The organism is Bacillus sp. LQ01 (assembly GCF_057624735.1).
The window spans coordinates 1,962,313-1,986,549 of sequence record NZ_JBYEZL010000001.1 but is presented as its reverse complement, the minus strand read 5'-3'; the positions used below and the strand labels follow the sequence as shown (position 1 = coordinate 1,986,549).

Annotated in this window: 24 protein-coding genes and 1 pseudogene; 16 read left to right on the top strand and 9 right to left on the bottom strand. The window is 33.7% G+C overall.

What is annotated here, in order from left to right:
- Positions 1–15: 15 nt before the first annotated feature.
- From dapA to AC22L0_RS10370, 4 genes are all read left to right on the top strand, one after another.
- On the top strand, positions 16–912 hold the full coding sequence (dapA, locus tag AC22L0_RS10385) for a 4-hydroxy-tetrahydrodipicolinate synthase (protein ID WP_001169459.1): 897 nt from the start codon (positions 16–18) through the stop codon (positions 910–912).
- A gap of 17 nt (positions 913–929) precedes the next feature.
- Positions 930–2,414 (top strand): aldehyde dehydrogenase family protein, encoded by a 1,485-nt coding sequence (locus tag AC22L0_RS10380; RefSeq protein WP_000920982.1) that lies wholly within the window; start codon positions 930–932, stop codon positions 2,412–2,414.
- 131 nt (positions 2,415–2,545) lie between these two features.
- Complete coding sequence (locus AC22L0_RS10375) at positions 2,546–4,036, top strand: alanine/glycine:cation symporter family protein (protein ID WP_487272259.1); 1,491 nt, start codon at positions 2,546–2,548, stop codon at positions 4,034–4,036.
- Between the two features lie 72 nt (positions 4,037–4,108).
- Positions 4,109–4,501, top strand: a complete 393-nt coding sequence (locus AC22L0_RS10370) for a carboxymuconolactone decarboxylase family protein (RefSeq protein WP_002005224.1) — start codon at positions 4,109–4,111, stop codon at positions 4,499–4,501.
- Positions 4,502–4,657: 156 nt separating this feature from the next.
- On the opposite strand, the gene AC22L0_RS10365 is transcribed toward AC22L0_RS10370, so the two are convergent.
- Positions 4,658–4,954, bottom strand: a complete 297-nt coding sequence (locus tag AC22L0_RS10365) for a P-loop NTPase family protein (RefSeq protein ID WP_000398282.1) — start codon at positions 4,952–4,954, stop codon at positions 4,658–4,660.
- Positions 4,955–5,015: 61 nt separating this feature from the next.
- Complete coding sequence (locus AC22L0_RS10360) at positions 5,016–5,657, bottom strand: HD domain-containing protein (RefSeq protein ID WP_000874102.1); 642 nt, start codon at positions 5,655–5,657, stop codon at positions 5,016–5,018.
- Between the two features lie 106 nt (positions 5,658–5,763).
- Between AC22L0_RS10360 and AC22L0_RS10355 the strand changes: the two genes are divergently transcribed.
- The 3 genes from AC22L0_RS10355 (at position 5,764) to ppaC (ending at position 8,269) form a co-directional block, all read left to right on the top strand.
- Entirely contained in the window at positions 5,764–6,267 is a 504-nt protein-coding gene (locus tag AC22L0_RS10355; protein ID WP_001245250.1) for a GNAT family N-acetyltransferase, read from the top strand.
- Positions 6,268–6,513: 246 nt separating this feature from the next.
- Positions 6,514–7,179, top strand: coding sequence for a lytic polysaccharide monooxygenase (locus AC22L0_RS10350; protein WP_000742279.1), 666 nt, complete (start codon positions 6,514–6,516; stop codon positions 7,177–7,179).
- Between the two features lie 160 nt (positions 7,180–7,339).
- Positions 7,340–8,269 (top strand): manganese-dependent inorganic pyrophosphatase, encoded by a 930-nt coding sequence (gene ppaC / locus AC22L0_RS10345; protein ID WP_000416865.1) that lies wholly within the window; start codon positions 7,340–7,342, stop codon positions 8,267–8,269.
- A gap of 318 nt (positions 8,270–8,587) precedes the next feature.
- Here ppaC and AC22L0_RS10340 read toward each other — a convergent pair whose 3' ends face one another.
- Positions 8,588–8,776 carry a DUF4017 family protein gene (locus AC22L0_RS10340; protein ID WP_000789486.1) on the bottom strand — a complete coding sequence of 63 codons (189 nt, stop codon included), beginning with the start codon at positions 8,774–8,776 and terminating at the stop codon, positions 8,588–8,590.
- Between the two features lie 241 nt (positions 8,777–9,017).
- Here AC22L0_RS10340 and AC22L0_RS10335 point away from each other — a divergent pair, with 241 nt between their 5' ends.
- The 4 genes from AC22L0_RS10335 to AC22L0_RS10320 all read left to right on the top strand — a co-directional run bounded on the left by AC22L0_RS10335 (position 9,018) and on the right by AC22L0_RS10320 (position 12,140).
- Positions 9,018–9,467 carry a DUF6884 domain-containing protein gene (locus tag AC22L0_RS10335; protein WP_000824872.1) on the top strand — a complete coding sequence of 150 codons (450 nt, stop codon included), beginning with the start codon at positions 9,018–9,020 and terminating at the stop codon, positions 9,465–9,467.
- Between the two features lie 289 nt (positions 9,468–9,756).
- Positions 9,757–10,491: an N-acetylmuramoyl-L-alanine amidase gene (locus tag AC22L0_RS10330; protein WP_000135280.1), complete on the top strand. Its 735-nt coding sequence runs from the start codon at positions 9,757–9,759 to the stop codon at positions 10,489–10,491.
- A gap of 428 nt (positions 10,492–10,919) precedes the next feature.
- Positions 10,920–11,750: a GH25 family lysozyme gene (locus AC22L0_RS10325; protein ID WP_000540612.1), complete on the top strand. Its 831-nt coding sequence runs from the start codon at positions 10,920–10,922 to the stop codon at positions 11,748–11,750.
- 216 nt (positions 11,751–11,966) lie between these two features.
- Positions 11,967–12,140, top strand: a complete 174-nt coding sequence (locus AC22L0_RS10320; RefSeq protein WP_000503011.1) for a hypothetical protein — start codon at positions 11,967–11,969, stop codon at positions 12,138–12,140.
- Here AC22L0_RS10320 and AC22L0_RS10315 read toward each other — a convergent pair whose 3' ends face one another.
- The 3 genes from AC22L0_RS10315 to AC22L0_RS10305 all read right to left on the bottom strand — a co-directional run bounded on the left by AC22L0_RS10315 (position 12,141) and on the right by AC22L0_RS10305 (position 13,873).
- Positions 12,141–12,593: a hypothetical protein gene (locus AC22L0_RS10315; protein ID WP_000877571.1), complete on the bottom strand. Its 453-nt coding sequence runs from the start codon at positions 12,591–12,593 to the stop codon at positions 12,141–12,143. It lies immediately after the preceding gene.
- A gap of 135 nt (positions 12,594–12,728) precedes the next feature.
- The gene (locus AC22L0_RS10310) at positions 12,729–13,085 is read right to left on the bottom strand and encodes a hypothetical protein (protein WP_000606231.1); all 357 of its coding nucleotides are present in this window, start codon (positions 13,083–13,085) and stop codon (positions 12,729–12,731) included.
- A gap of 164 nt (positions 13,086–13,249) precedes the next feature.
- Entirely contained in the window at positions 13,250–13,873 is a 624-nt protein-coding gene (locus AC22L0_RS10305; RefSeq protein ID WP_000287725.1) for a hypothetical protein, read from the bottom strand.
- A gap of 1,123 nt (positions 13,874–14,996) precedes the next feature.
- Here AC22L0_RS10305 and recQ point away from each other — a divergent pair.
- Positions 14,997–17,114 carry a DNA helicase RecQ gene (gene recQ / locus AC22L0_RS10300; RefSeq protein ID WP_087967020.1) on the top strand — a complete coding sequence of 706 codons (2,118 nt, stop codon included), beginning with the start codon at positions 14,997–14,999 and terminating at the stop codon, positions 17,112–17,114.
- 25 nt (positions 17,115–17,139) lie between these two features.
- Positions 17,140–17,520 carry a gamma-glutamylcyclotransferase family protein gene (locus tag AC22L0_RS10295; protein ID WP_087967022.1) on the top strand — a complete coding sequence of 127 codons (381 nt, stop codon included), beginning with the start codon at positions 17,140–17,142 and terminating at the stop codon, positions 17,518–17,520.
- Between the two features lie 54 nt (positions 17,521–17,574).
- Here the strand turns inward: AC22L0_RS10295 and AC22L0_RS10290 are convergent.
- Positions 17,575–17,883: pseudogene (locus AC22L0_RS10290) on the bottom strand (CPBP family intramembrane glutamate endopeptidase); the annotation flags it as partial.
- 334 nt (positions 17,884–18,217) lie between these two features.
- Here AC22L0_RS10290 and AC22L0_RS10285 point away from each other — a divergent pair.
- Complete coding sequence (locus AC22L0_RS10285; RefSeq protein ID WP_000065177.1) at positions 18,218–20,293, top strand: HelD family protein; 2,076 nt, start codon at positions 18,218–18,220, stop codon at positions 20,291–20,293.
- A gap of 137 nt (positions 20,294–20,430) precedes the next feature.
- Here the strand turns inward: AC22L0_RS10285 and AC22L0_RS10280 are convergent, their stop codons facing one another.
- Both AC22L0_RS10280 and AC22L0_RS10275 read right to left on the bottom strand, forming a co-directional pair.
- Positions 20,431–20,991 carry a GNAT family N-acetyltransferase gene (locus AC22L0_RS10280; protein WP_000337114.1) on the bottom strand — a complete coding sequence of 187 codons (561 nt, stop codon included), beginning with the start codon at positions 20,989–20,991 and terminating at the stop codon, positions 20,431–20,433.
- Positions 20,992–21,212: 221 nt separating this feature from the next.
- A complete protein-coding gene (locus AC22L0_RS10275) occupies positions 21,213–21,941 on the bottom strand; it encodes a hypothetical protein (RefSeq protein WP_000360495.1) in 729 nt (242 codons plus the stop codon).
- 886 nt (positions 21,942–22,827) lie between these two features.
- Here AC22L0_RS10275 and AC22L0_RS10270 point away from each other — a divergent pair.
- Both AC22L0_RS10270 and AC22L0_RS10265 read left to right on the top strand, forming a co-directional pair.
- Positions 22,828–23,175: a PadR family transcriptional regulator gene (locus AC22L0_RS10270; protein WP_000380301.1), complete on the top strand. Its 348-nt coding sequence runs from the start codon at positions 22,828–22,830 to the stop codon at positions 23,173–23,175.
- A complete protein-coding gene (locus tag AC22L0_RS10265) occupies positions 23,162–24,163 on the top strand; it encodes an HAAS signaling domain-containing protein (RefSeq protein WP_487272258.1) in 1,002 nt (333 codons plus the stop codon). The genes AC22L0_RS10270 and AC22L0_RS10265 overlap by 14 nt, the downstream gene beginning before the upstream one ends.
- Positions 24,164–24,237: the final 74 nt, after the last annotated feature.

Here is a 24,237-nt window from a genome sequence, read left to right as displayed (position 1 = left end):
TAAGGAGAGATAAATATGCAAAAAATTAAAGGGGCATTTCCAGTATTAATAACACCGATGGATGAATTTCAGGAAATTAATTGGGATGGGGTAAAGCAAAATGTAAATTACTTTATCGAACAAAACGTTGCAGGTATCATCATTAATGGAAGTACAGGAGAATTTGTAAGTTTATCAAAAGAAGAACGATTTAAAATGGTAGCAACCGTGTTGAAAGAAATTGATGGCCGTATTCCAGTTATTGTTGGAACTGCAGCAGAGACGACGAAAGAAACAATTGAATATACGAAACATGCAGAAGCGCACGGAGCGGATTGTGCATTAATTATAAACTCTTACTATTGTAAACCGAAGGAAGAGGAGATTTATTTTCATTTTAAAGAAATCTCAAACTCTGTAAATATACCAATTATGTTATACAATAATCCATTTACTTCTGGTGTTGATATGAGTACAGAGCTAATGCTCCGTATTGGAAAAGAGTGTGAAAATGTTACACATATTAAAGAATCTAGCGGAGATATTCGAAAAGCGAGAGATTTAGTAAGACAAAGTGAAGGGGCTTTCCAAGTCTTCTGTGGTTCTGAAGATTTAGTTATGGAATCATATTTAGTTGGTGCCTCGGGATGGGTTTCAGTAGCAGGAAATATCGTTCCCGGTCTCGTTACAAAAATGTATGAGCATTTTCAAAATGGTGAATTAGAAAAGGCGTGGGAAATAAACGATGCTATTTTACCACTTTGCGAGTTTCTTGAAGGATCAGGGAAATATGTTCAAATCGTTAAACGTTCTATGGAATTACATGGGCAAGCGGGAGGACCTTCTCGCTATCCAAGACTAGGGTTAACTGTAGAAGAAGATCAAAAGCTTCAAACGATTTTATCAAATATTGCAGCTCATGCAGCTGTTTAAATAAGGAGGAGAACATAATGTTAAAGACAAATATTGAGCTGAAACCAAAAGTGGAAGCGTTTTTAAATGAAGAAATTAAAATGTTTATTAATGGCGAATTTGTTTCTGCTATTGGCGGAAAGACGTTTGAAACGTACAATCCAGCAACAGAAGAGGTTCTAGCAGTCGTATGTGAAGCGCAAGAAGAGGATATTGATGCTGCAGTAAAAGCGGCAAGATCTGCATTTGAATCTGGCCCGTGGGCAGAAATGGCTACTGCTGAAAGAGCGCATCTTATTTATAAATTAGCAGATTTAATTGAAGAACATAGAGAAGAATTAGCGCAACTAGAAGCTTTAGATAATGGAAAGCCATATCAAGTAGCACTTGATGATGATATTTCAGCGACTGTAGAAAATTATCGTTATTACGCAGGATGGGCTACAAAAATTATTGGGCAAACAATCCCGATTTCAAAAGATTACTTGAATTATACGAGACATGAACCTGTTGGTGTTGTAGGACAAATTATTCCGTGGAATTTTCCGCTTGTTATGTCTTCTTGGAAAATGGGAGCTGCACTGGCGACAGGTTGTACGATTGTATTAAAGCCAGCAGAGCAAACGCCTTTATCTTTACTATATACAGCGAAACTCTTTAAAGAGGCTGGATTTCCAAACGGCGTTGTAAACTTTGTATCAGGCTTTGGTCCTGAAGCAGGGGCTGCAATTGTAAATCATCATGACATTGATAAAGTTGCTTTTACAGGATCTACTGTTACAGGAAAGTATATTATGCGTCAATCTGCAGAAATGATTAAGCATGTAACGTTAGAGCTTGGCGGAAAATCACCAAATATCATTTTAGAAGATGCGGACTTGGAAGAAGCGATAAATGGTGCATTCCAAGGTATTATGTATAATCACGGTCAAAATTGTAGCGCAGGATCACGTGTATTTGTTCATCGTAAACATTATGAAACTGTAGTAGATGCACTTGTGAAAATGGCGAACAACGTAAAACTTGGAGCAGGTATGGAGAAAGGAACGGAAATGGGTCCACTCGTATCTAAGAAACAACAAGAGCGTGTGTTAAATTACATTGAGCAAGGGAAGAAAGAAGGTGCTACAGTTGCGGCTGGTGGCGAACGTGCGCTTGAAAAAGGTTATTTCGTTAAGCCAACTATATTCACAGATGTTACAGACGATATGACAATCGTTAAGGAAGAAATATTTGGACCAGTTGTTGTCGTACTTCCATTTGATTCGACAGAAGAAGTAATTGAACGAGCGAACAACTCATCCTATGGCCTTGCTGCGGGTGTATGGACGCAAAATATCAAAACGGGTCATCAAGTAGCAAATAAATTAAAAGCAGGAACAGTGTGGATTAATGATTATAACTTAGAAAATGCAGCTACACCATTTGGTGGATATAAACAATCTGGTATTGGCCGCGAATTAGGTTCATATGCGCTTGATAATTATACAGAAGTGAAAAGTGTTTGGGTAAATATAAAGTAATAGGGCGTTTTACTGATAAAAATTGAGGGATGAAATAATGAAAGATGCGGACAACTAGAAAGTTTGATAATAGTTGTCCGTTTTTTTTATATACAAAATTGCTTTTCCAAAGAATGATAAGGGGGATTTGGATGGAGAATTTAGTAGAATGGTTAGTAGGGCAAGTGTGGAGTATCGGTTTAGTTGTTTTTGCATTAGGGGCAGGCGTATATTTCACGATTGCAACACGCTTTTTGCAAATCCGTTATTTTAAAGAGATGATTAAACTATTATTTGAAGGAAAGAGTTCAGAGACGGGAATATCATCTTTTCAGGCATTTTGTTTAGCCTTATCAGGAAGAGTTGGAATTGGTAATATTGCAGGGGTAGCGACAGCAATTGCTTTCGGCGGTCCTGGAGCTGTATTTTGGATGTGGGTAATGGCTTTGTTAGGGGCAGCGAGCGCGTTTGTAGAATCAACATTATCTCAAGTATACAAAAGTAAAGTAGGGAATGAATATCGCGGCGGTACTCCATATTTCATTGAGAAAGGTTTGAAAATGAAATGGTTTGCAGTCATTGTAGCAGTAGTTGTAACACTTTCATATGGCGTGTTATTACCAGGTATTCAATCTAGTAGTATCGCAGTTGGATTTGAAAACTCTAATGGTATTAGCAAATATATAACTGGTATATTTTTAGTCGTGTTACTAGCAGCAATTATTTTTGGTGGTGTAAAGAGAATTGCTGGCGTTTCTCAAATGCTTGTTCCATTTATGGCAATTGGTTATGTAATTGTTACATGTATCATATTAATTGCGAATGTAACGGAGATTCCAAGTATGTTTGCTTTAATTTTCTCTAGCGCATTTGGTGTAAATGAAATGTTTGGTGGAATTGTTGGTGCAGCTATTGCATGGGGCGTAAAACGCGCTGTATTTTCAAACGTTGCTGGTGTCGGAGAAGCGACGTATAGTTCGGCGGCTGCTGAAGTATCGCATCCCGCAAAACAAGGATTAGTTCAAGCGTTTTCCGTATATATCGATACAATTGTCGTATGTACAGCGACAGCTCTTATGATTTTAATAACAGGTATGTATAATGTTATACCTGAAGGGAAAACCGCCATTGTACAAAACATAGAAAATGTGGAAGCTGGTCCAATTTATACACAACAAGCAGTTGAAACTGTGATAACAGGGTTTGGTCCAATATTTATTTCAATTGCGATTTTCTTTTTTGCATTTACAACGTTACTCGCTTATTACTATATCGCTGAAACGACACTTACTTATTTAGATCGTCAACTGAAGTATGGCTGGTTAAAACCAGTTTTGAAATTTGGATTTTTAATTATGGTTTACATCGGTAGCGTTGAATCAGCGTCGCTTTTATGGAATCTTGGAGATTTAGGAATCGGTAGTATGGCATGGTTAAACTTAATCGCAATCTTACTTTTAAGTAAAACCGCATTAAAAGTGTTAAAAGATTATGAAACGCAGAAAAAAGAAGGGAAAGATCCAGTATTTAATCCTAAAAATGTGGGGATTGAAGGATTAACATTTTGGGAAGAAAGAAGTAAAGAGGTTGAAAGAAAAAGTTCTAGAGAAAAAGTTATTGTCGATGATAATTTAAAATTATAACTCAAATTAATTGAAAATTCTTAATTTAAAAGAAGGTATATTGCCTCCATTTCATCACATACTACAATAAGTATGGATAATATGACTGGAGGGAATAAGATGGAACATGAGCAACATAGTTCGATAAATGATATTCTACATCATTATAAAGAAGGTATAGGTAGTTTTACAAATCAAATTCCTGAAATCGCTGAGACATATAATGCGTTCACGCAAGCTTGTTTTCAAGAGGGTTCTTTAACAAAAAGAGAAAAACAACTTATTGCATTAGGAATTAGTTTAGCAACGCAAGATGAGTATTGTACAATTTATCATACAAAAGGTTGTCTTGATCAAGGATGTTCGGATAAAGAGATTCTGGAAGCATGTGGTGTTTCAGCAGCATTTGCTGGCGGAGCTGCGATGAGTCAAGCGGTAACTTTAGTGCAAGAGTGTTTAACAGAATTGAAAAATCAAAAGCATTGAATAAAAAAACGTTTTAAACTTTATGTTTAAAACGTTTTTTATGTGAAATTAAATTTAAGTATAAAAATTATCTAGGATGGGTTCAATTTATGGTTATACAATAATGGAGAATTTTAAATTTAGTAGGAATGAGAAATAAAAACTATTTATTTAGTTTTAAGGTTTTGTAAAAAGCTTCAATTGTTTCATATAATCAATAGCTTTTGTTTTGTTTTTCTGTTTAGAAACATAATGTGCCTCATTAAAATCTCTATAGTAACTGTTAACTACTTCTTCAGAAAGAGCACCGTCAGATATAGCTCTTTTAACCGCGCAGTTTGGTTCATTTGTATGTGAACAGTTAGAAAATTTACATCTCATAGAAATCTCTTTTATATCTTCATAGCCAAAATCAAAATTCCTCTCAAGGTTTATCAAGTCAAATCCTATTTTACTAATAAGAAATCCCTCCACTTTTGAAAGAGTCTTTTAGAAACATACATACAAATTTTATCGTTTTCAATTTGTATTCACTTTAATATTCTATATCTTCATAAATAGATTTTTCTACATCAGGAAGAACTGTGTATATACTCTTACCGATTAAAGCTTCTAATTCTTTCTTAATCGCATAAAACCCTTTCCAATGTAAAGATGTATGAGATGTTGTACCATGACGCAAACCAACAGAAATTAATCTTCTTTCCAGCGTAGTAAAGCCATCCGCATCAGCAAGAGCGTCACAAAGAGTAATTACTTTATTGTATAAGTCGTAGTTACAATGTTCATTTAATATTTCAACTAATCGGCTTCTCATATGGTCAGGAACGAGACTCCATTCTGCTGCGATATCTATATGTTCATTTTTGCATGGGAATGAGTGTGTCACACAAATAACAGCGTTTCCTGTATACCCTAAATCATTCATATACATATAACCATCATAGGAATGAATGACCGATTTGGTAAAACCTTTGTATCTTCCGATATCATGCAAAAGGGCAGCGTTATATGCTATGTCAGCATCTAGCTTGTACCCTTTTTTTATAAGTTCTATAATTATGTTTTCAGTTGCATGAGCAACATGTAGTGAATGTTCAAACCAAGGGCCCGGGTTTTGTTCATATGCCCATTCGAGTAATTCTTTTGCGTACATTCTATCTAATATATATTTCATATCGTTATCCTTTCACAAAAAATCATATCTTAACTATAAATTCCTCTTATTATTTCATTATTCCTTCTTTAAAAATTGTTACAATGAAACAAAAGGGGGAAAAGTAATGCGAAATTTAGTAATTGAAGAAATTAAGAAACTAGAAAATGATATAGAAGAACTTTCGAAACTTTTGAAAATGGTTGTAAATGATGGGGCATCAATTGGTTTTTTGCCTCCACTGGAACAAAAAGATGCAACAAAGTATTGGCAAACAGTATTAGCGCCAGAAGTGATATTGTATGTGGCTAAAATAAACAACGAAGTAGCAGGGAGTATTCAATTACAATTAGTTACTAAGCCTAACGGAATTCATAGAGCTGAGATTTGCAAATTAATGACTCATCCAAACTTTAGACGAAACGGTATTGGACGATCGCTTATGCAAAAAGCAGAGGAACGAGCAAAGCAAGAAAACAGGTCTCTTTTAGTATTAGATACTAGAGAAGGAGATCCTTCCAATAAATTGTACAAATCACTAGACTACCAAGAAGTTGGAACAATACCAGGGTATGCAATTTCTCCGAATGGAAAGTTAGATGCTACGGTTCTTTATTATAAAAACATTTAAGTTATAATCAAACGGGGAGAGTGCTTAATTATTAGTAAGTGAATAATAAACGACTATTTTTAACACCGTCTATATTTTTCTGGCGGTGTTAAAATAGTTAATTATAATCTAATTAACGCACTAAATGAATTTGAGAAAGTTTTTAGAGGGTTCTTTTAGTAATGATTCTCGTCTTATAATAAATGTAGAGAAGATGACTAGCCGACTATAGTTATTTTCGCTTTATTATGGGAAGGGGATGAAAGAATGAAAAAGAATAGTTTACAAAAGATGAAGAAAGTTATTTTAAGTGGTGGCGTATTACTTACGGGATTATTAACATTTGGGTTTTCAGAAAAGGCTTCAGCTCATGGATATGTAGAATCACCAGCGAGCCGATCTTATTTATGTAAGCAAGGTGTAAATGTAAATTGTGGACCAATTCAATATGAACCACAAAGTGTAGAAGGGATAGGTGGATTTCCACAACTAGGACCTTCTGATGGACAAATTGCAGGGGCTGGTCATTTTCCCGCTTTAGATGTTCAAACTGTAGATAGGTGGAAGAAAGTTACGTTAAATGGCGGGACGAATACATTCAAGTGGAAACTAACGGCTCCTCATAGTACGAAAGAGTGGAAATATTATATTACGAAAAAAGGTTGGAATCCAAATAAACCTTTGACGCGATCAGATTTAGATTTAGTGCCATTCTATGTAAAAAATGACGGTGGAGCTAGACCAGGGACAACAGTAACGCACGAAGCAAATGTACCAACTGACCGTAGTGGATACCATCTTATTTTAGCTGTTTGGGAAATTGCAGACACTGGAAATGCGTTTTATCAAGTTATAGATGTAAACCTTTTGAATAATGGCTTATCCTCAAATTTTGCTTTTAACAATGTAGTGCAAGCTCCTACACTATTTTAATTGAAACATACATTTCGATCATCTAATTCATTTTAGATGATTTTTTTTATGAAAATGATGAAAAATATAGAAGAAAGTGCAATTATTTATAAAAAAATATGCTTTAAATATTGTCATATTTGCTTCTTTAAGATATCCTTTTCATGAAGAGGTGGAAAACATGGAAAAAGTACTAGTTTTCGGGCATAAAAACCCAGATACAGATGCAATTTGTTCTGCAATTGCTTATGCAGAATTGAAAAAAGAATTAGGAATGAATGCTGAGCCTGTACGTTTAGGCGAAATCAGCGGTGAAACTCAATTTGCGTTAGACTATTTTAAAGTAGAAGGACCGCGTTTTGTTGAGACAGTAGCAAGCGAAGTGGACAACGTTATTTTAGTTGACCATAACGAGCGTCAACAAAGTGCTAACGATATCGAATCAGTTCGTGTGTTAGAAGTTATTGACCATCACCGTATTGCTAACTTTGAAACAAGCGATCCTATATACTATCGTTGTGAGCCAGTTGGCTGTACAGCTACAATCTTAAACAAAATGTACAAAGAAAATGGCGTAACAATTCGTAAAGAAGTTGCAGGTTTAATGTTATCTGCAATCATTTCAGATTCTTTACTATTCAAATCTCCAACTTGCACAGAACAAGATGTAGCAGCTGCTCGTGAATTAGCGGAAATCGCTGGTGTAGATGCAGATAACTACGGCTTAGAAATGTTAAAAGCTGGTGCTGACTTAAGCGGAAAAACAATGGAGCAATTAATCTCTCTTGATGCTAAAGAATTCCAAATGGGTAATGCGAAAGTTGAAATCGCACAAGTAAACGCTGTTGATACAAACGACGTTCTTGTACACCAAGCGGAACTTGAAAAAGTAATTTCTGCAGTAGTAGAAGAAAAAGGTTTAGACCTATTCTTATTCGTTGTAACTGATATCTTAACTAACGATTCTGTCGGTCTTGCGATCGGTAAAGCAGCAAACGTTGTTGAGAAAGCATACAACGTATCACTAGAAAACAATACAGCTACTTTAAAAGGTGTTGTATCTCGTAAAAAACAAATCGTACCAGTATTAACAGAAGCATTCCAAGCTTAATCGTATTGCGTACAGATGAACAGTAAGGACAAGTAGTCAGATTGGCTATTTGTCCTTTTTTATTTATAATAAGCAGAAATTTTTAACTTTTAAACAGTCGCATTGTGTATGCTTAATGATATGGAAGTATTGAAAAGTAAATTACAGGGGCTTTTTGAAAAAATATTGCATCTGTTTCAAAATTAGAGAGCTGGATTTCGGAGGAACTGCGTTTAAACGCTGAAATACAGATGTTGCGTTTAACTTTTTAGAAGAAAGGATATAAAGTTTTGATTAACGAATTAAAATAAGGATAGCGTTAGCTATCCTTATAATCGTTTATTCGTAAGATTTTTTCTTGTTTATATAAAATGTGATTATCGTAGTAATGAAGAAAATAGGTATCGCATACACTTGCCCAACAAATAACTTCCAGCCGACATAATTATAGCCTTCAGATGCTGGGATGATAACGGAAATAACGCAAACGATAAAATAGACTAATAGTGCAGGAATAATATTTTTCATTTTTATGAACCTCCTTTATTGTTTTATTAATACATACTTGCATTATAATTTAGTTTCATTATTTTGAAGAAAAAATGAAAAATTTTTTATGGTATTATAATATTTGCAATGAGAGTAATCTATAGTACGCATATGGTAAAATGTGTAATTTTAACTTTCAGAATTATTATATAGTATCTCGAGAAAAAAATGTACAAAATAACGAATTTTATTTACCAAAGTAAAGGGAGTAGAAATATATATGAAAAGGCTATGTATAATTCCATGCGGAAAAAAGAAAATTTGGGATAAACATTCAGACTACGGACCGATGGAAGCAAAAGATGTATATATTAGTCCGTTCGGAAAAGCATGTCAGGCGTACGCAACTATGTTTTTCGAAAACTGGGTTATATTATCAGCGAAACATGGATTTTTAAGACCAAGTGATATTGTATTAGAAAACTATGATCTTGCATTTGATTCAAAAAGCGATGAGGTAATAAGTATAGAGCAATTACAAAAACAGATGGTAGATAAAAGTTTACTACAGTTTGACGAAATCGTCTTACTAGCAGGGAAGAAGCATAAAAAAGTAGTGACAAAGTTATATCCAGAAGAAATGATTACATATCCGCTAGAGGGGTGTAAAGGAATTGGGTATATGTTGCAGAGGTTGAAAGAAGCTGTGAAGGAAGGGGAGGAAATATAGGTGTAGTTTCAGTGATTTTAAACTCTATTTATTTAGGGAGCTGAAAAGTAAAATAGAGTTTTTAGGCATCGCCGAAAGGGTGATGCTTTTTTGTTCGTGTCGTCATTCATGTAAAAGTAATTTAGAGAATAAATCATTCGATTTATGAAGCGATAGCTTTTTTATATCGAAAACAAATTGCATAACTTTTAGAAAATATAGGACGTATGGGCACAGTTAAGATTGTAAGTGGGAATAGCAATAAGACAAGTTTTGAATAAGATATTAAGAAAGGAGATGTTGATGAATAATGGCTAGATATAGTTTGCACGGAGGACACAATAGTATTGTTCAAGGTGCTAATTTCGGGAATCGGAAAGAACACGTTCTAGATAGGCAAGTTAAAGATGCCGTGGCGGCTAAGTTAAGAGCCCTAGGACACACGGTTTATGACGATACGGACGAGGTAGGGGCAACTCAATCACAAAATTTAAATAATATCATTCGGAATAGCAATTCCCATGCTGTGGATTTAGTTATTTCTTTTCATCTTAATGCAAGTGATGGAAATGGACAGGGTGTTGAGGTTTTATATTATGATCAGAAAGATTTGGCGGCTAAAATCTCAGCTCAACTAGCAAAAGATATTGGATGGCGTGATCGAGGTGCGAAACAACGTACAGATTTAGCAGTATTAAATGGAACGAAGGCACCGGCTATTCTTATTGAATTAGGGTTTATTGATAATGAATCCGACATGGCAAAATGGAATGTTGATAAAATCGCTAATTCTATTGTATTTGCTCTTACAGGACAAACTGGAGGAGGTGCAGCGAATTTGCTCAAAGTAAAAACTGGTGGTGTAGCATTTAGTAATTTACAAGATTTGGCTCAAGCTATGGTTGATGCGGGTATTGATGGACAAATTGTCGTTCAAAAAGATGGCATTGGTTATGCTATAACGAATGGCTATCCGTCCGGGAATATCGATAAATTTACAGCTTGGTTAGATGCACGTAAATGGTACTATGAGTACGTGAGATAAAACGAAAATTGGTTTGATTAAAAACTAAAAATTGTCTTATTTTTAGTTAACAAGTATATTAAGTAACTATAAAAATATGGACAATTTATATGTAAATTAGTACACAAAACCACCTGTCAGAAAGGTGGTTTTATTTATCAAGCTATTTGCGGGAAGTAAAATTCTCACCTCAAAATTCGGATGAAGCTAAGAAATTAGGTGGGAATTACACTGCTCGTAGCCTCCTACTAATTATCGTTTCACTTTATATAGTTTAGAGTTTTGTAAATCTTTACTTATTAAACCCGTAATAATATTTTGTTTTCTCAATACATAAGCCGAATTTTAAATTATTACCCAATAATATAATACCTCTCATACTATTTATTAGTTGATAATAACAAAAAAACAAGCTTTGAATATAATAATGAAAAAGGAGATGTTAAATAATGGGTTATATTGTAGATATTTCGAAATGGAATGGCGACATTAACTGGGATATCGCAGCACCACAATTAGATTTCGTAATTGCACGTGTGCAAGATGGTTCAAACTATGTAGATCCTTTATATAAAAATTATGTACAAGCAATGAAAGCAAGGAATATTCCGTTTGGTAATTATGCGTTCTGTCGTTTCGTTTCAGTAGAGGATGCACGGATAGAAGCAAGAGACTTTTGGAACCGTGGTGATAAAAATGCAACAGTTTGGGTAGCTGACGTAGAAGTAAGAACAATGAACGATATGAGAGCGGGTGCACAAGCTTTTATTGATGAATTACGCAGATTAGGAGCTAAGAAAGTCGGTTTATATATTGCTCATCATATGTATGCTCCATTTGAAATGGAAAATGTCAATTGTGATTTTGTATGGATTCCTCGTTATGGTGGTAACAAACCGGCGTATCCATGTGATATTTGGCAATACACAGAGACAGGCAATGTGGCTGGTATCGGCAAGTGTGATTTAAATAAGCTGATTGGAAATAAGCCGTTAGCTTGGTTTACAAATCAAATTGTTGAGCCGATAAAAAAACAAGAAGGGGTTGGAATTATAGTGAATAAATATAGCAAAGTAGTTACTTATGAATTTGGTGTAAATTTAATTTCTGACATGATTCAAATGATGGATAAGCTTGGATATACTTCTAAAATAATATCTCGTGGAGATAACCAAGGGCTTGTGTATTTCGAAACAGATTATCGTCAAGGGAACGAACTGGATAAAGCAACTGCTTGGTTAGATATGAAAGGAATTAAATATTTTTATACAAAAGAGTAGTTTGCAAAAATAAGAGCCGTCATGTGACGGTTTTTATTTTTATTTAATCTTTTAACTCTACTTATAATATGGAGAAAATAGACTAATAAACAAGCCTTTGTATACTTTCAAACATAGAATATGATGAATTCTATCAAGGAGGAAGCATATTTATGAGAAATACTTGTCATTGTGGACATTTTCAAGATTGTAATAAATTTTGGGATGATTTAATGTTTGGGAGATGTAGATGTAAGCGCAATGATTTTCACGAGTGTTGTTGCAAAGAGAAACCGAAGTGTGAGTGTGAAAAATGTCATTGTAAAACAAAAGCGAAATGCCATTGTAGGCATGAAGAGGAAGGGTATTAATAATAAAAAAGAGTACGATGCGTACTCTTTTTTTGGGTGATTATATTCCATCTTGAACAGATTTCTTTACAATTACCCATTTGTCTTTCTTTTTAACCGTTATAGCTACATTAGTTCCATTAGATTCCTTATAAAAGATATATCCATTGTTTGAGTTTACATATGTAACTGGTTCACCTATGCAATCTCGCGAGCAGGATTTGTTGACTAGTTCAATTAAGGATAGTTCACTTGGATCGGTTTTACTGGCTTCTATAACAGCATCAAGGCTTGTTTTTCGATAACCTTGCAAGTTTATATGAAAAAGCTGCTCTATTTCTCCTGTAATGCTAGTGTTCATTACTTCTACTGAATTCTTTTTTTCTTGAAGAAAGCCGTTTTCATAAAGTAATTTTGTATAGCCAATCCATGCTATTAACACTAGCATGAAAAACATACCCGTCATTTTAAGTATTCGAAGTCGTTTGCTTATAATTGTTTCTGAGTATTTCATTCACTCTAATCCTCCAATGTTTTTAATTTAAAATATGCTTGGATACATACTTTTAGAAGAGGATGAAAGTTAATGAGTTTTTAATAAAAAAGAAAACATCCAGGGTTAGATGCTTTCTTTTTTTGGTATTTTTGGCTATCTGTTAGTTACTTGTTTCATAAGTGGTCTTATTTCTTTAACTGGTGGTTTCTTATCATAGGCATCAACGTAAGAAAAGTAATAGTTTAAGTTTCTTAGAAGACCTTTTCCTATTTTTGCACTTAAGAAAGGAAAGACTTGTCCGGTATAATCATCGAGAGATTTACAGTAATATTTTTCATCTAAATATATACTGTATTTACATGTTAGTTCTACTAAAGGATTCCCTTCATCATCAAATACTTCTTTAGAATCAATAATATCTATTAGTGCAAATTTTTCATTTAAGTAAACTTTCTTTTTTTTCTCGTGTTTATTTGTAAGTATAAAAACGAGACCAATCGCGTTAATCAAACTATTTCCTCCTATAAAAAACGGATATTAATAAAATATATCGATATAAGCTAAATGTAAAGAGGAGAGGTGAAATATCATGGAGAGAAAACTAAATAAGCCGATTGGTGAGAGCTGATAATCAGTGGGGGATGAACAAACCCCTCACTGATTAAAGTTTCACTTTATTGAAATACTTGCGGGAATTGTTTTACGATTGCGTTTGTTATCATGTCAGCCATTTCTAATGCTTCTTTTTCAATTTTATCGTAAAGTTTTACTCCTGCTTCATAATCTTTATTTAGGAAGGCAAGTGCTTCTGCTTTCGTTAGTGCTAAATGTTCATAAAACATTTTTCTAAATTCTTCTTTATCTATATATGGGTTGATTCTGTTAAGGAATTCAATAATTGCGTCACCATTAGCGTACCATTTTTTCTCTATAGCGGCCGCTGCATTTTGATTACCAGCTTTTGCGGCTTTAACAAGATCCGCTGCAATTACTAAGTGATCTTTAATTAATGCACTATATTTTTTCACTGCATCCTCACCGTAAAATGGTTCAAGTGATAGTCCCATATGTGTTGCGTTTTGTAGAAGTCGTCCAACAGTAACATTAACATCTGGTAAATTAAATACTATACTTATAATAGCCAATCTCGTCCAAGCGACGTGTTGTTCCCATAAAGAACGCATATACCCTTTTAAAAAATTCTCATTTTTACTAATTCGGTAGTTCCGTACGGATAAATCATAGTTTACATAAGGGTTATGGTAGGGGGAGTAATACGATTGCCAATAAGAATACATAAATAGTAACACTCCTTTGAACATGTATAACTCAAAGTATGATGAAGATTTATTTTTAGTTACGTGTCCTAGATTATTTTTAGGGAATTTGAAATGGAGAAATTCAATGAATGGTGTTGTGGTATATATGAATAAATTGAATATAAAGTAAAAGAGGGTCTGTAAGGGAAGTTGCAGACCCTCAAAAGGGTATTGCCGAGATGTCGGACTCGACTACGTAATGTTATCATAAAATTCTTTTGAAAAAACCTGGTAAATGTGTCCAAATGAAATTGGGACCTTCATACAGTCAAAGGGACCTGCTTCCCGCGGCAGGCCCCAATAACTAGATAATGTCGATGAGCAAAAAACTCATCTGGAGTACTTTTATAGTAACAAGTAAAATGTGTTTTGTGTATTGAGAAAGAAGAATTGCATAATTATATGTGAACAATTTAAATCCCAACAATTTATGATTATCATTAATTGTTGGGATCTAAATATGGTTATAAAATGGAGAAAAGACTTGGAAGTGAGATCGAGGTACACAGAAGTATGTAATCATGAAAAAGACCTGCTAATATAAGCAGGTCAACTTAAGGGGTTTATCCAACAGATTATTATATATGGTAACAACTGAATTGTAGTAAGTCTATACATTTAATATTGAGAAAAATTCTGTGAATGATATATTTTTTGCACATATATTAACGTCTAAAAAGTTGAGAAAGAAAATTAAAAAGCTTTTTATAAGAGAATAATGGCTGGTACTTATAGTATGATTCATATTTCCACGCATCATTATTAGAGAATTGGAGTTTTTGTGTTTTCGTTTTTGCCTTGATGGAACTCATATTACGATGTTTCATATAGTAACCTCCTGAATTTATATGTATACGATTAGTAGTATTCAAGAAAGGGAAATAAAATGAACATTTAAATTGAAACTCTTTCTTCTTGTGTACTGGATTTACGTTATAAATGTTGTAAAACATATAAAATAATGATGCTAATTCATATTAAATAAGTGAAGAAACATAGAATAATGAAAAAACAATAAGCATCTAATCATCCCTTTCAAGTCGCATAAGTGATTGATATAATAGAAGTAGATGAAAGATAAAGAAAAGCGGGTGACTCTTTTTTGTTTACTAAAGCACAAGAACTTTTAGCGTCCTACTTTGGTTATTTTTCGTTTCGAAGAGGACAAGATGAAACAATTAAAAATGTACTAGATGGGAAAGATACGGTTTGTATTATGCCAACGGGTGGCGGTAAGTCGATTTGTTATCAAATTCCGGCATTAGTATTTGAAGGAACGACGTTGGTTATATCGCCTCTAATATCACTTATGAAGGATCAAGTAGATACATTGGTACAGAATGGCATTTCAGCTACATATATTAATAGTTCTATATCTATTGCAGAAGCAAATCAGCGAATTCAATTAGCGAAACAAGGACATTACAAGTTACTTTATGTGGCGCCTGAGCGTCTTGATTCGATGGAGTTTGTTGATCAACTTATTGATATGAAAATCCCTATGATTGCGATTGATGAAGCACACTGTATTTCACAGTGGGGACATGATTTCCGTCCAAGTTATTTACATATACATCGCATATTAGATTATCTTCCAGAAAAGCCGCTCGTATTAGCATTAACAGCAACAGCAACACCGCAAGTACGTGATGATATTTGTAACACACTTGAAATTAATCAAGAAAATACAATTATGACAACGTTTGAGCGTGAGAACTTATCGTTTTCTGTCATTAAAGGGCAAGATCGAAATGCATATTTGGCGGATTATATTCGTCAAAATCAAAAGGAATCCGGGATTATATATGCAGCTACTAGAAAAGTAGTCGATCAGTTATATGAAGATTTGATGAAGGCAGGTGTTTCTGTATCAAAATATCATGCTGGTATGAGTGATAGTGATCGAAATGAGCAACAAGAACTCTTTTTACGAGATGAAGTAAGTGTAATGGTAGCAACATCTGCATTCGGGATGGGTATTGATAAATCGAATATTCGTTACGTAATTCATTATCAGCTTCCAAAAAATATGGAAAGTTACTATCAAGAAGCAGGACGTGCTGGTCGTGACGGATTAGATAGTACATGTATATTGTTATATTCTTCTCAAGATGTACAAGTACAGCGTTTTTTAATTGATCAATCAACTGGAGAATCACGTTTTTCAAATGAACTTGAAAAATTGCAAAATATGACCGATTACTGTCATACAGAACAATGTTTACAATCATTCATTTTGCAATACTTTGGAGAAGAACCGAAAGAAGATTGTGGACGCTGTGGTAATTGTACAGACAATCGCGAGAGCATCGATGTGACAAGAGAATCACAAATGGTTTTATCATGCATGATTAGAACGAACCAACGCTTTGGAAAGCAAATGATAGCGCAAGTATTAACTGGGTCGAAGAATAAGAAAGTTATTGAATTTAATTTTCATACTTTACCAACGTATGGGCTTTTATCGAACCGTAGTGTAAAAGAGGTCAGTGAGTTTATTGAGTTTTTAATTTCAGACGAGTTAATTGCAGTTGAACATGGCACTTATCCGACGTTAAAAGTAACTGAAAAAGGGAAAGAAGTATTACTTGGTAAAGAGAATGTTTTACGAAAAGAACGAGTAGAGACAAGACAAATTGTTCAAGACCATCCTTTATTTGAAGTGCTTCGTGAAGTACGTAAAGAAATTGCACAAGGAGAAGGTGTACCTCCGTTCGTTATTTTCTCTGACCAAACATTAAAAGATATGTGTGTGAAAATGCCGCAAAATGATTCTGAATTGTTGACGGTAAAAGGTATCGGAGAACACAAACTTGTGAAATATGGCTCGCACTTCTTACAAGCAGTTCAGCATTTTATTGAGGAAAATCCAAATTATGCTGAAACGATTAAGACAGAAGTAGTTTCAGAGCGTAAAAAGTCAGGAAAAGCATCCGCAAATTCTCATTTAGAAACATATGAAATGTATAAACAAGGTATTGATTTGAATGAGATTGCAAAAGAACGTAACTTATCAAGACAAACAATTGAAAACCATTTAATTCGCTGCTATGAGGATGGAATGGAAGTAGATTGGCAAAGCTTTGTTCCAGCAGAGTATGAATCTCTTATTGAAACTGCCGTTCAAAATGCAGAGGGTGGGCTGAAATCTATTAAAGAACAGCTTCCGAATGAAGTGAGTTACTTTATGATTCGTGCTTATTTACAAATAAGAAAGTAGAGACATATAAAGGGGATAAGAATTTATGTATCATGTGTTCGTTTATGGCACATTAAGAAGAGGACAAACGAATGCTCATTATATGCAAGGTGCAACATGCATCGCAGACAGAGCTTGGACATATGGAAAATTATTTGATACGAATGAAGGATATCCGGCCATGACTTATTCGATTGAAGAACAGGTGTATGGAGAAGTTTATGTAGTAAATGATGAGATATTGTGTAAGTTAGATGAACTAGAAGAATATACAGGTAATGCGGAGACTGATTTATATGATCGAATCACGCAAACAGTATATATTGCTGATAGGGAAATTGAGGCATATGTGTATATCGCTCAGAATAAAAAGATGTTAAAGAAAGTGATAGACTCTGGTGACTGGCTTATGTATCAAAAAATATAATAAGGTAGTTTTAAAAATTGGAAAGCAGATAATGACGAATTCATTATCTGCTTTTTATTGTGTGAATAATTGTCGTTCTCTTTCTATTCTTATAGTTCTTAGTACGATTCCAATTCCGAGAAATAAAACAGTAGCAGCGACCCCGCTAGTAGGATTTAACCAAAAATCACTACTGTTTGTAAGAGTAATAATCCCTGTTATTGTAACTAAAACAGTAGAAACAGCATCCTCGATCGCATGCATGATAACACATGGCCAGACGGATTTTGTAAGTCTATATATTTCAACATACATAATTGACCAACAAACCATAAGGATACAGCCAGATAAAAGCATATTTAATCTTGAGATGGATTCAAAATGTTAAAAATATTCATTCGAAGAGCCTCCTTTACTTTTATTTATCCTACTATTTGTGGGCAGTAAAACGCCCATTGATTAAAGTCTTTAATTTTTACAATATTTGTTAATAGATAAATTAAATAGGAGACAAATAGAAAGTAGTATCTTTTGTATGCATCACTATACTATATGTGTATTTGTGTGATTTTGATGTTGCATATTCTTTTTAAATTAGAAAGATGAAAAGTAAGTTTTTTCGGAAAATTTAAACGAAAACTATTGACTTTATGATTGGGTTTTTAATACAATGATACTTCGACTGAAAAATTAGAACGGACAGGAGGGAATCGTCGAAATGAGCAACATATTTGAAGATGAGTTACAAAAAATGAAGGATACTTTACATACGATGGATGAGCAATTGGATAAGCTTGAAAAAACCCCGGTTTATTATGGAGAAGATTTTAAAGAGCAAATTCTTGAAAGTATGAGGGAGTCTAATAGACAAAACTTACGTATTGGTGTGCAAGAGCCGTACTTTGGAAGGTTAGATTTTCAGGAAGATGGAAAAGAAGAAGTTATGCCGATTTATATCGGAAAAGTAGGGGTTTCGGATATGGACACGATGAAGCCAATCATTATTGATTGGCGGGCGCCTGTCGCAAGTATGTTTTATTCATTTACCGGTGGAGAAGAATTAGCATTTTATCAATCACCAGATGGCTTAGTAGAAGGTGATGTGTATTTAAAACGAAACATTTCCATTCGAAAAAGAGAACTTGAACGTGTTGTTGATACATATGTAAAAGGAAATGAAGATGTATCGCATGCCGATGATTTTCTTCTATATCGATTAGGTGAGAATAAAGATAATAAGCTAAAGGATATTGTTTCAACGATTCAATCGGAACAAAATGATATTATTCGAGCGGAAAGAAATTTACCATTACTTATTCAAGGGGTTGCAGGGAGCGGAAAGACAACAATTGCTTTACATCGCCTTGCTTTTTTAATTTATGAATATCGTGAACAACTAGAAGCAGAAAGAATGATCGTATTTGCGCCGAATAGTCTGTTTTTAGACTACATTTCGAGTGTACTTCCTGAATTAGGTGTAGGGAATATTAGTCAAACAACGTTTCTGGATTGGGCATTACGTACGTTAGATGATTCAGTGAAACTAAAGCAGACAGAAGAAAAATTGAAAGAAGCATTTTCAATTAATCGTGATGAAAAGAAGATAATGCTAGGTAAATTAAAGGGTACGTTGGAATTTAAGACGTTTATTGAAGAGAGAATGATCCAATTTGAAAATGAGTTAGTTCCGACAAAAGATTTTGAGGCGTGGGATAGAGCGATTATTCCAGTAGAAGATATTAAAAAATGGATGCAAGTTGAATATAAACATTATCCTTTACAGAAAAGAAGAGAACGATTAGTAGGACGAATGAAGCGCTGGATTGAAATTGAACTTAAAAAATTCGGGGAAACAAACGAGAAAAAATTACTTAAAAAAGAAGCGACTAAGAGACTGAACGCATATATGAAGTTTTGGCCGAAAATGAGTGCTCTTTCACTGTATAGTTCAATAGTAAAAAGTAAAGAAATACTCGAGGTATTACCTGAAGAACTTGTTAAAGAAACAGAAAAGAGTTGTCGTAAAAAAGAAGTGTATGTAGAAGATTTACCAGCTTTAATATACATACATCATCGTATAACAGGGATTGAAATCGGGCAGAAGTTTCATCACGTTGTTATTGATGAAGCGCAAGATTTTTCGCCTTTCCAAGTTTATGTATTAAAAGAAATTACATTAGGTAATTCTTTCACTATATTAGGTGATTTATCGCAAGCGATTTATGATTACCAAGGAATTGAAGATTGGAATGCTTTTAAGGAAGTATTCCAAGAAACCGGTTATTATGAATTGACAAGAAGTTATCGTTCTACAAAAGAAATTATTGAATTTGCAAATGAAATAATTAAAAATGCAGAAATCCCAGTAGGACTCGCAACACCAGTCTTCCGCAGTGGAGAAGATGTGAAAGTAATTCATGCGGAAAATCAATTTACTGAAATTGTGAAGACGGTAAAACATTTGCAAAATGCAGATGTGAAAACAATTGCGGTAATCGGAAGAACAGAAGATGAATGCCGTGATATATATGTGGAATTAACAAATGCAGGATTAACGGTAAACGTAATTGAAGCAAACCAAAGTAAATATGAAGGTGGTATATCAGTAGTACCTGTCTATTTAGCGAAAGGTTTAGAATTTGATGCGGTGCTTTTAATTGATGTGGATGAAGAACATTACAAAGACACAAAACATGATGCAAAGTTACTATATGTTGGATGTACGAGATCACTTCATGACCTATGGATTTTCCATAGTGGGGAAGCGTCACCTTTAATTAAAGGATTAAAATAAAGTGAAACTATAATCAGTGGGGAGTTTTACTGCAAGCTAATGTGGGATAAATATAAAAAGAGGGTTTCTATTACTGTCTACTTAACAGGGAGATGACTATGAAGACCCTCTTTTTATATTGAAATTAATGTTCAATTTTAAACGAATAAAGCCATTAATATTAAATCTTGATAGCTACCATCCAATTTTACACCCTTTGCTTTTCTACCCTCTTCAAAGAAGCCTAGATTCTTATATAACTGGATTGCACCTAGATTATCTTCCATTACCTCAAGACAAACTTTTTCAATCTTACTGTTATTTTTAGCCCAATTGATTAACGTTTCTAGAAGAGCTCTTCCAATACCATAATTTCGATATTCGGGTAGTATGGTCATCGCAAAAGCCCCTTGATGACTAATTTTTTCTTTGTTTCCGTTCTTAAAATCTATTGCACCGACTAACTTACCATCAACTTCAGCAATAAACTGTACATAATTTGGATTTTCATGATAAGCTTTTAACGTTTTTTGAATAGCATCGATACGCACCTTTTTTACATCCTCAACCGTACTTAGCATGTATGGAGCGTTTATTAAAGCTTTTGAAGCAGAATCTAGTATTCTTTCTGCATCCCGTTCTTTAGCTTCTCTAATTATTATTGTTTTTCCATCCTTAGATTTATAAGTAAAAACATTAGTTGATAAGATACTACACACACCCTTTCGGAATATAATTAGTTGAATTTTTTAACTATCGTGCAATTATTAAGTAAGAAAAAGTCGTATCACCTTTTTCTGCAATCGCTCTACTTCAACTTAATGACGATTATTTCAAATATTTTTAATTTTTACAAGGATTTATTCCGTTATATAGCCCGATTGTTGAATAACATGACTGGCGTTTTTTAAACAACTTTATTATCTCTGTACACGATGAATTAACGACTTGAGCTGTTGTGTAAATAATATACAATGACCTTTTCTAATTCCTTAGTTTGTTCTTTTTCCCGTACACGAACGGCATCTACTGGAATTTGTGTATGTTTTAACCAATCTAGAATAAGGTGTAGTTGTTCTTGTATTTGCCCAATGTTTTGCTCCTTTATGTTCTTATTCTGAATTCTATCAATTAATTGAAGCATATAGGGAAGTTTTTCTATACATTCACTTAAATCTCCGCAATAACCTGAAGGGAATTCATGTGTACCAAATTCTAAAGTATTGATGTAATTAGAAACTAGGTATATCATGGCTTCTTGTTCGGTATCACCACCTAATTCAATCGCTTTTCGAAGGGATTTTTCTAAATCGTCTTCTTTATTGCTAGAGTCCATATAAATTCCTATCCATCTAAAAGGTCTTGAATCAAATGGGTTGTTTTCTGTCCATCTATATAGAATGTCAATTAGAAAACTATTTAGTGAGAAAGTTAAGACCTCATCTTTTTCGTTTAATACATCTAAAATAGTAAACAGCGAAATGGCAAACTCTTCTTGATCTTTTGATTCCCATTTCTTTGCATTTGTAATAAATGTCTCTAAATGTTTAAAAGCTAATTTTCGAAGTCCCGCTTCGCGATGCTGACAGTAACAAATAAAATCATGCCAATGCTCAGTTGTATTCATATGTATAATAATAGTTTGTAATGCAGTGAGAGGTTTATCCATTATAAGTCCCCAATCTATTAAGCACGTGTTGAAAATTTAGTGTTATTATATCATTACATAAATTAAAGTAGGAAGAATTTAAGGTGGATTTTATTGGTCACGGGATCCAATCGATTGGTAATGTAGCGGTTCTAACAGGAGTCATTATTGACTTTGAAGATGAAACGTAAAAAAGTTATTATGTTTATCTGAATATTGAGGGAATACAAGAATTTTATTTATTTAATTTTCAGAAAAAATAGACTAAAACATTAATAAATGGTATAATTTCCTTGTTATTGGAATTAAAATGAAAATATTAGAAGAAAAAGGATAGGGTTGGTTTTAATGGGGGATTCTGATCACAAAGAAACAAAGGCAATATTAAAGTTATGGTTTATTTATATACCACTTGCATTTGGAGAATTTGTCTTTTCGAATATCATAGGTTATTTAAAAAAATAAAGATTTTGTATTTGAAAAACAATTAACCTAATTTAATTGTTTTTTTATTTTTCTCTAATAAACCAAACAAAAATAAAGATTTTGAACAAGATGAAGTTTATGAAGGAAATAACGTTGATTAGGTGCTGAAAACGGGAATTATTCAAGCATGGTAATTCACCGTTTTTATAGCTTCCTATAGTGAGATGTTATGTTCACATCATATGTATACGATATTTGTAACTTAATATAGCATTACTGGAACTTCAAAATTAGTAGTTAAGGTTGTTACCTTATAGAGTGTTATATATAACTTAGCTAAAAAAGCACAAATCATATAATTTGCGCTGTTCATTATCTGTTTTTTGGTAAAAAATTATAGTTTTTGTCACATTAATACTGTACGATACATAGTATAAAACACATACTGTATGACATATAGTAATGGAAATGAGGTGAGTGAATGGATACTTTATTAAATTCGTTAATTACTGAGTTAAGAAGAGGGACATTAACGTTAGCTGTTTTAAGTCAATTAAGAACGCCGCAGTACGGATATTCACTTGTCCAGTTATTAGAGCAATCAGGGGTTACAATTGATCAAAGTACTTTATATCCACTACTTCGCCGATTAGAAAAGCAGGAATTAGTGACGAGTAGTTGGGATAAAACGGAGAGTAGACCTCGTAAGTATTATGTTTTAAGTGATTATGGATTAGAAATATTTTTGCAGTTGAAAAAAGAATGGATAAAGGATTCGAAAGAACTTTATAACTTATTAAAGGAGGAGGAAGAGAATGAATTTAATTGATCTCTATATCCAAGAGGTTGTGAAGAGATTACCTGAAAAAAATCGTGAAGATATTACACTTGAACTAAGGTCAACTATAGATGATATGTTACCTGAAGATTATAATGAGAAAGATGTAAAGAGCGTTCTCGAAAAATTGGGGAGTCCGGTTTCATTGGCTAATGGTTATTTGGATAGACCGATGCATTTAATTGGACCACGTTATTTTGATGTATATACAACGTTGTTAAAAATGATTATACCAATCGCAGCTGTCATTGCACTCATATCAATGGTTGTAGAAAATTTTATAGGCTATAGTGGTGATCAAGCGGTATTAAATGTTATTTTACAATTGATAGGTAAAGGCATTGGGGGGATTTTTGAAGTGGGCCTCCATGTATTTTTCTGGTTGACACTTGTGTTTGTTATTTTAGAAAGAACAGATAAAGACAAAGGTATCGAGCCGTTGACGACAAGTTTAAAAAAATGGACACCAGATGATTTGAAAAACATCTCGTATATCCCAAAGAAAAAAGCAATCTCGAAGTTTGAAGTTTTTGGAGGTTTAATGTGGACAGCAGTTTGGGCTACACTTTACTTTTATGCGAATTATCTTGTTGGCGTATATAACGGTACGGCAAATGGACTGAAGTTTGTCTCGCCAACTTTTAATCAAGATGTTTTATTGCAGTACTGGCCAATCGTTGTAATTATGATCGTTTTTGAAATATGTATATCCCTTTATAAATTAGTGCAGGGACAATGGACGCAAAGATTGGCGATTGGGAATGCTATTCTTCAAATAGCTGGGACGATAGTATTCATTGTAATTGTAGTAAATCCACATGTATTTAACGCAGGGTTTATTACGTATTTGGCAAATGCATTTACTATTTCCTCAGAGGAGTTTAAAACGTGGCTCATTGGGGGAGGAATTTTCTTCTACATGTTATCTGCTGCAATAAATATATTTGATGGTTTCCGAAAAGCTAGTATTCGTATGTAGATAAAAATCGGAAATTTCGATAAAATAAAACTATTAAAAAGATAGTAAAATAAGGTGAACATGATGAAAGGAAG

Coding starts and splice junctions, on each gene's coding strand:
- dapA (WP_001169459.1), top strand. CDS start 16: ATGCAAAAAATTAAAGGGGCATTTCCAGTATTAATAACACCGATGGAT.
- AC22L0_RS10380 (WP_000920982.1), top strand. CDS start 930: ATGTTAAAGACAAATATTGAGCTGAAACCAAAAGTGGAAGCGTTTTTA.
- AC22L0_RS10375 (WP_487272259.1), top strand. CDS start 2,546: ATGGAGAATTTAGTAGAATGGTTAGTAGGGCAAGTGTGGAGTATCGGT.
- AC22L0_RS10370 (WP_002005224.1), top strand. CDS start 4,109: ATGGATAATATGACTGGAGGGAATAAGATGGAACATGAGCAACATAGT.
- AC22L0_RS10360 (WP_000874102.1), bottom strand. CDS start 5,657: ATGAAATATATATTAGATAGAATGTACGCAAAAGAATTACTCGAATGG.
- AC22L0_RS10355 (WP_001245250.1), top strand. CDS start 5,764: ATGCGAAATTTAGTAATTGAAGAAATTAAGAAACTAGAAAATGATATA.
- AC22L0_RS10350 (WP_000742279.1), top strand. CDS start 6,514: ATGAAAAAGAATAGTTTACAAAAGATGAAGAAAGTTATTTTAAGTGGT.
- ppaC (WP_000416865.1), top strand. CDS start 7,340: ATGGAAAAAGTACTAGTTTTCGGGCATAAAAACCCAGATACAGATGCA.
- AC22L0_RS10340 (WP_000789486.1), bottom strand. CDS start 8,776: ATGAAAAATATTATTCCTGCACTATTAGTCTATTTTATCGTTTGCGTT.
- AC22L0_RS10335 (WP_000824872.1), top strand. CDS start 9,018: ATGAAAAGGCTATGTATAATTCCATGCGGAAAAAAGAAAATTTGGGAT.
- AC22L0_RS10330 (WP_000135280.1), top strand. CDS start 9,757: ATGGCTAGATATAGTTTGCACGGAGGACACAATAGTATTGTTCAAGGT.
- AC22L0_RS10325 (WP_000540612.1), top strand. CDS start 10,920: ATGGGTTATATTGTAGATATTTCGAAATGGAATGGCGACATTAACTGG.
- AC22L0_RS10315 (WP_000877571.1), bottom strand. CDS start 12,593: ATGAAATACTCAGAAACAATTATAAGCAAACGACTTCGAATACTTAAA.
- AC22L0_RS10305 (WP_000287725.1), bottom strand. CDS start 13,873: ATGTATTCTTATTGGCAATCGTATTACTCCCCCTACCATAACCCTTAT.
- AC22L0_RS10295 (WP_087967022.1), top strand. CDS start 17,140: ATGTATCATGTGTTCGTTTATGGCACATTAAGAAGAGGACAAACGAAT.
- AC22L0_RS10285 (WP_000065177.1), top strand. CDS start 18,218: ATGAGCAACATATTTGAAGATGAGTTACAAAAAATGAAGGATACTTTA.
- AC22L0_RS10275 (WP_000360495.1), bottom strand. CDS start 21,941: ATGGATAAACCTCTCACTGCATTACAAACTATTATTATACATATGAAT.
- AC22L0_RS10270 (WP_000380301.1), top strand. CDS start 22,828: ATGGATACTTTATTAAATTCGTTAATTACTGAGTTAAGAAGAGGGACA.
- AC22L0_RS10265 (WP_487272258.1), top strand. CDS start 23,162: ATGAATTTAATTGATCTCTATATCCAAGAGGTTGTGAAGAGATTACCT.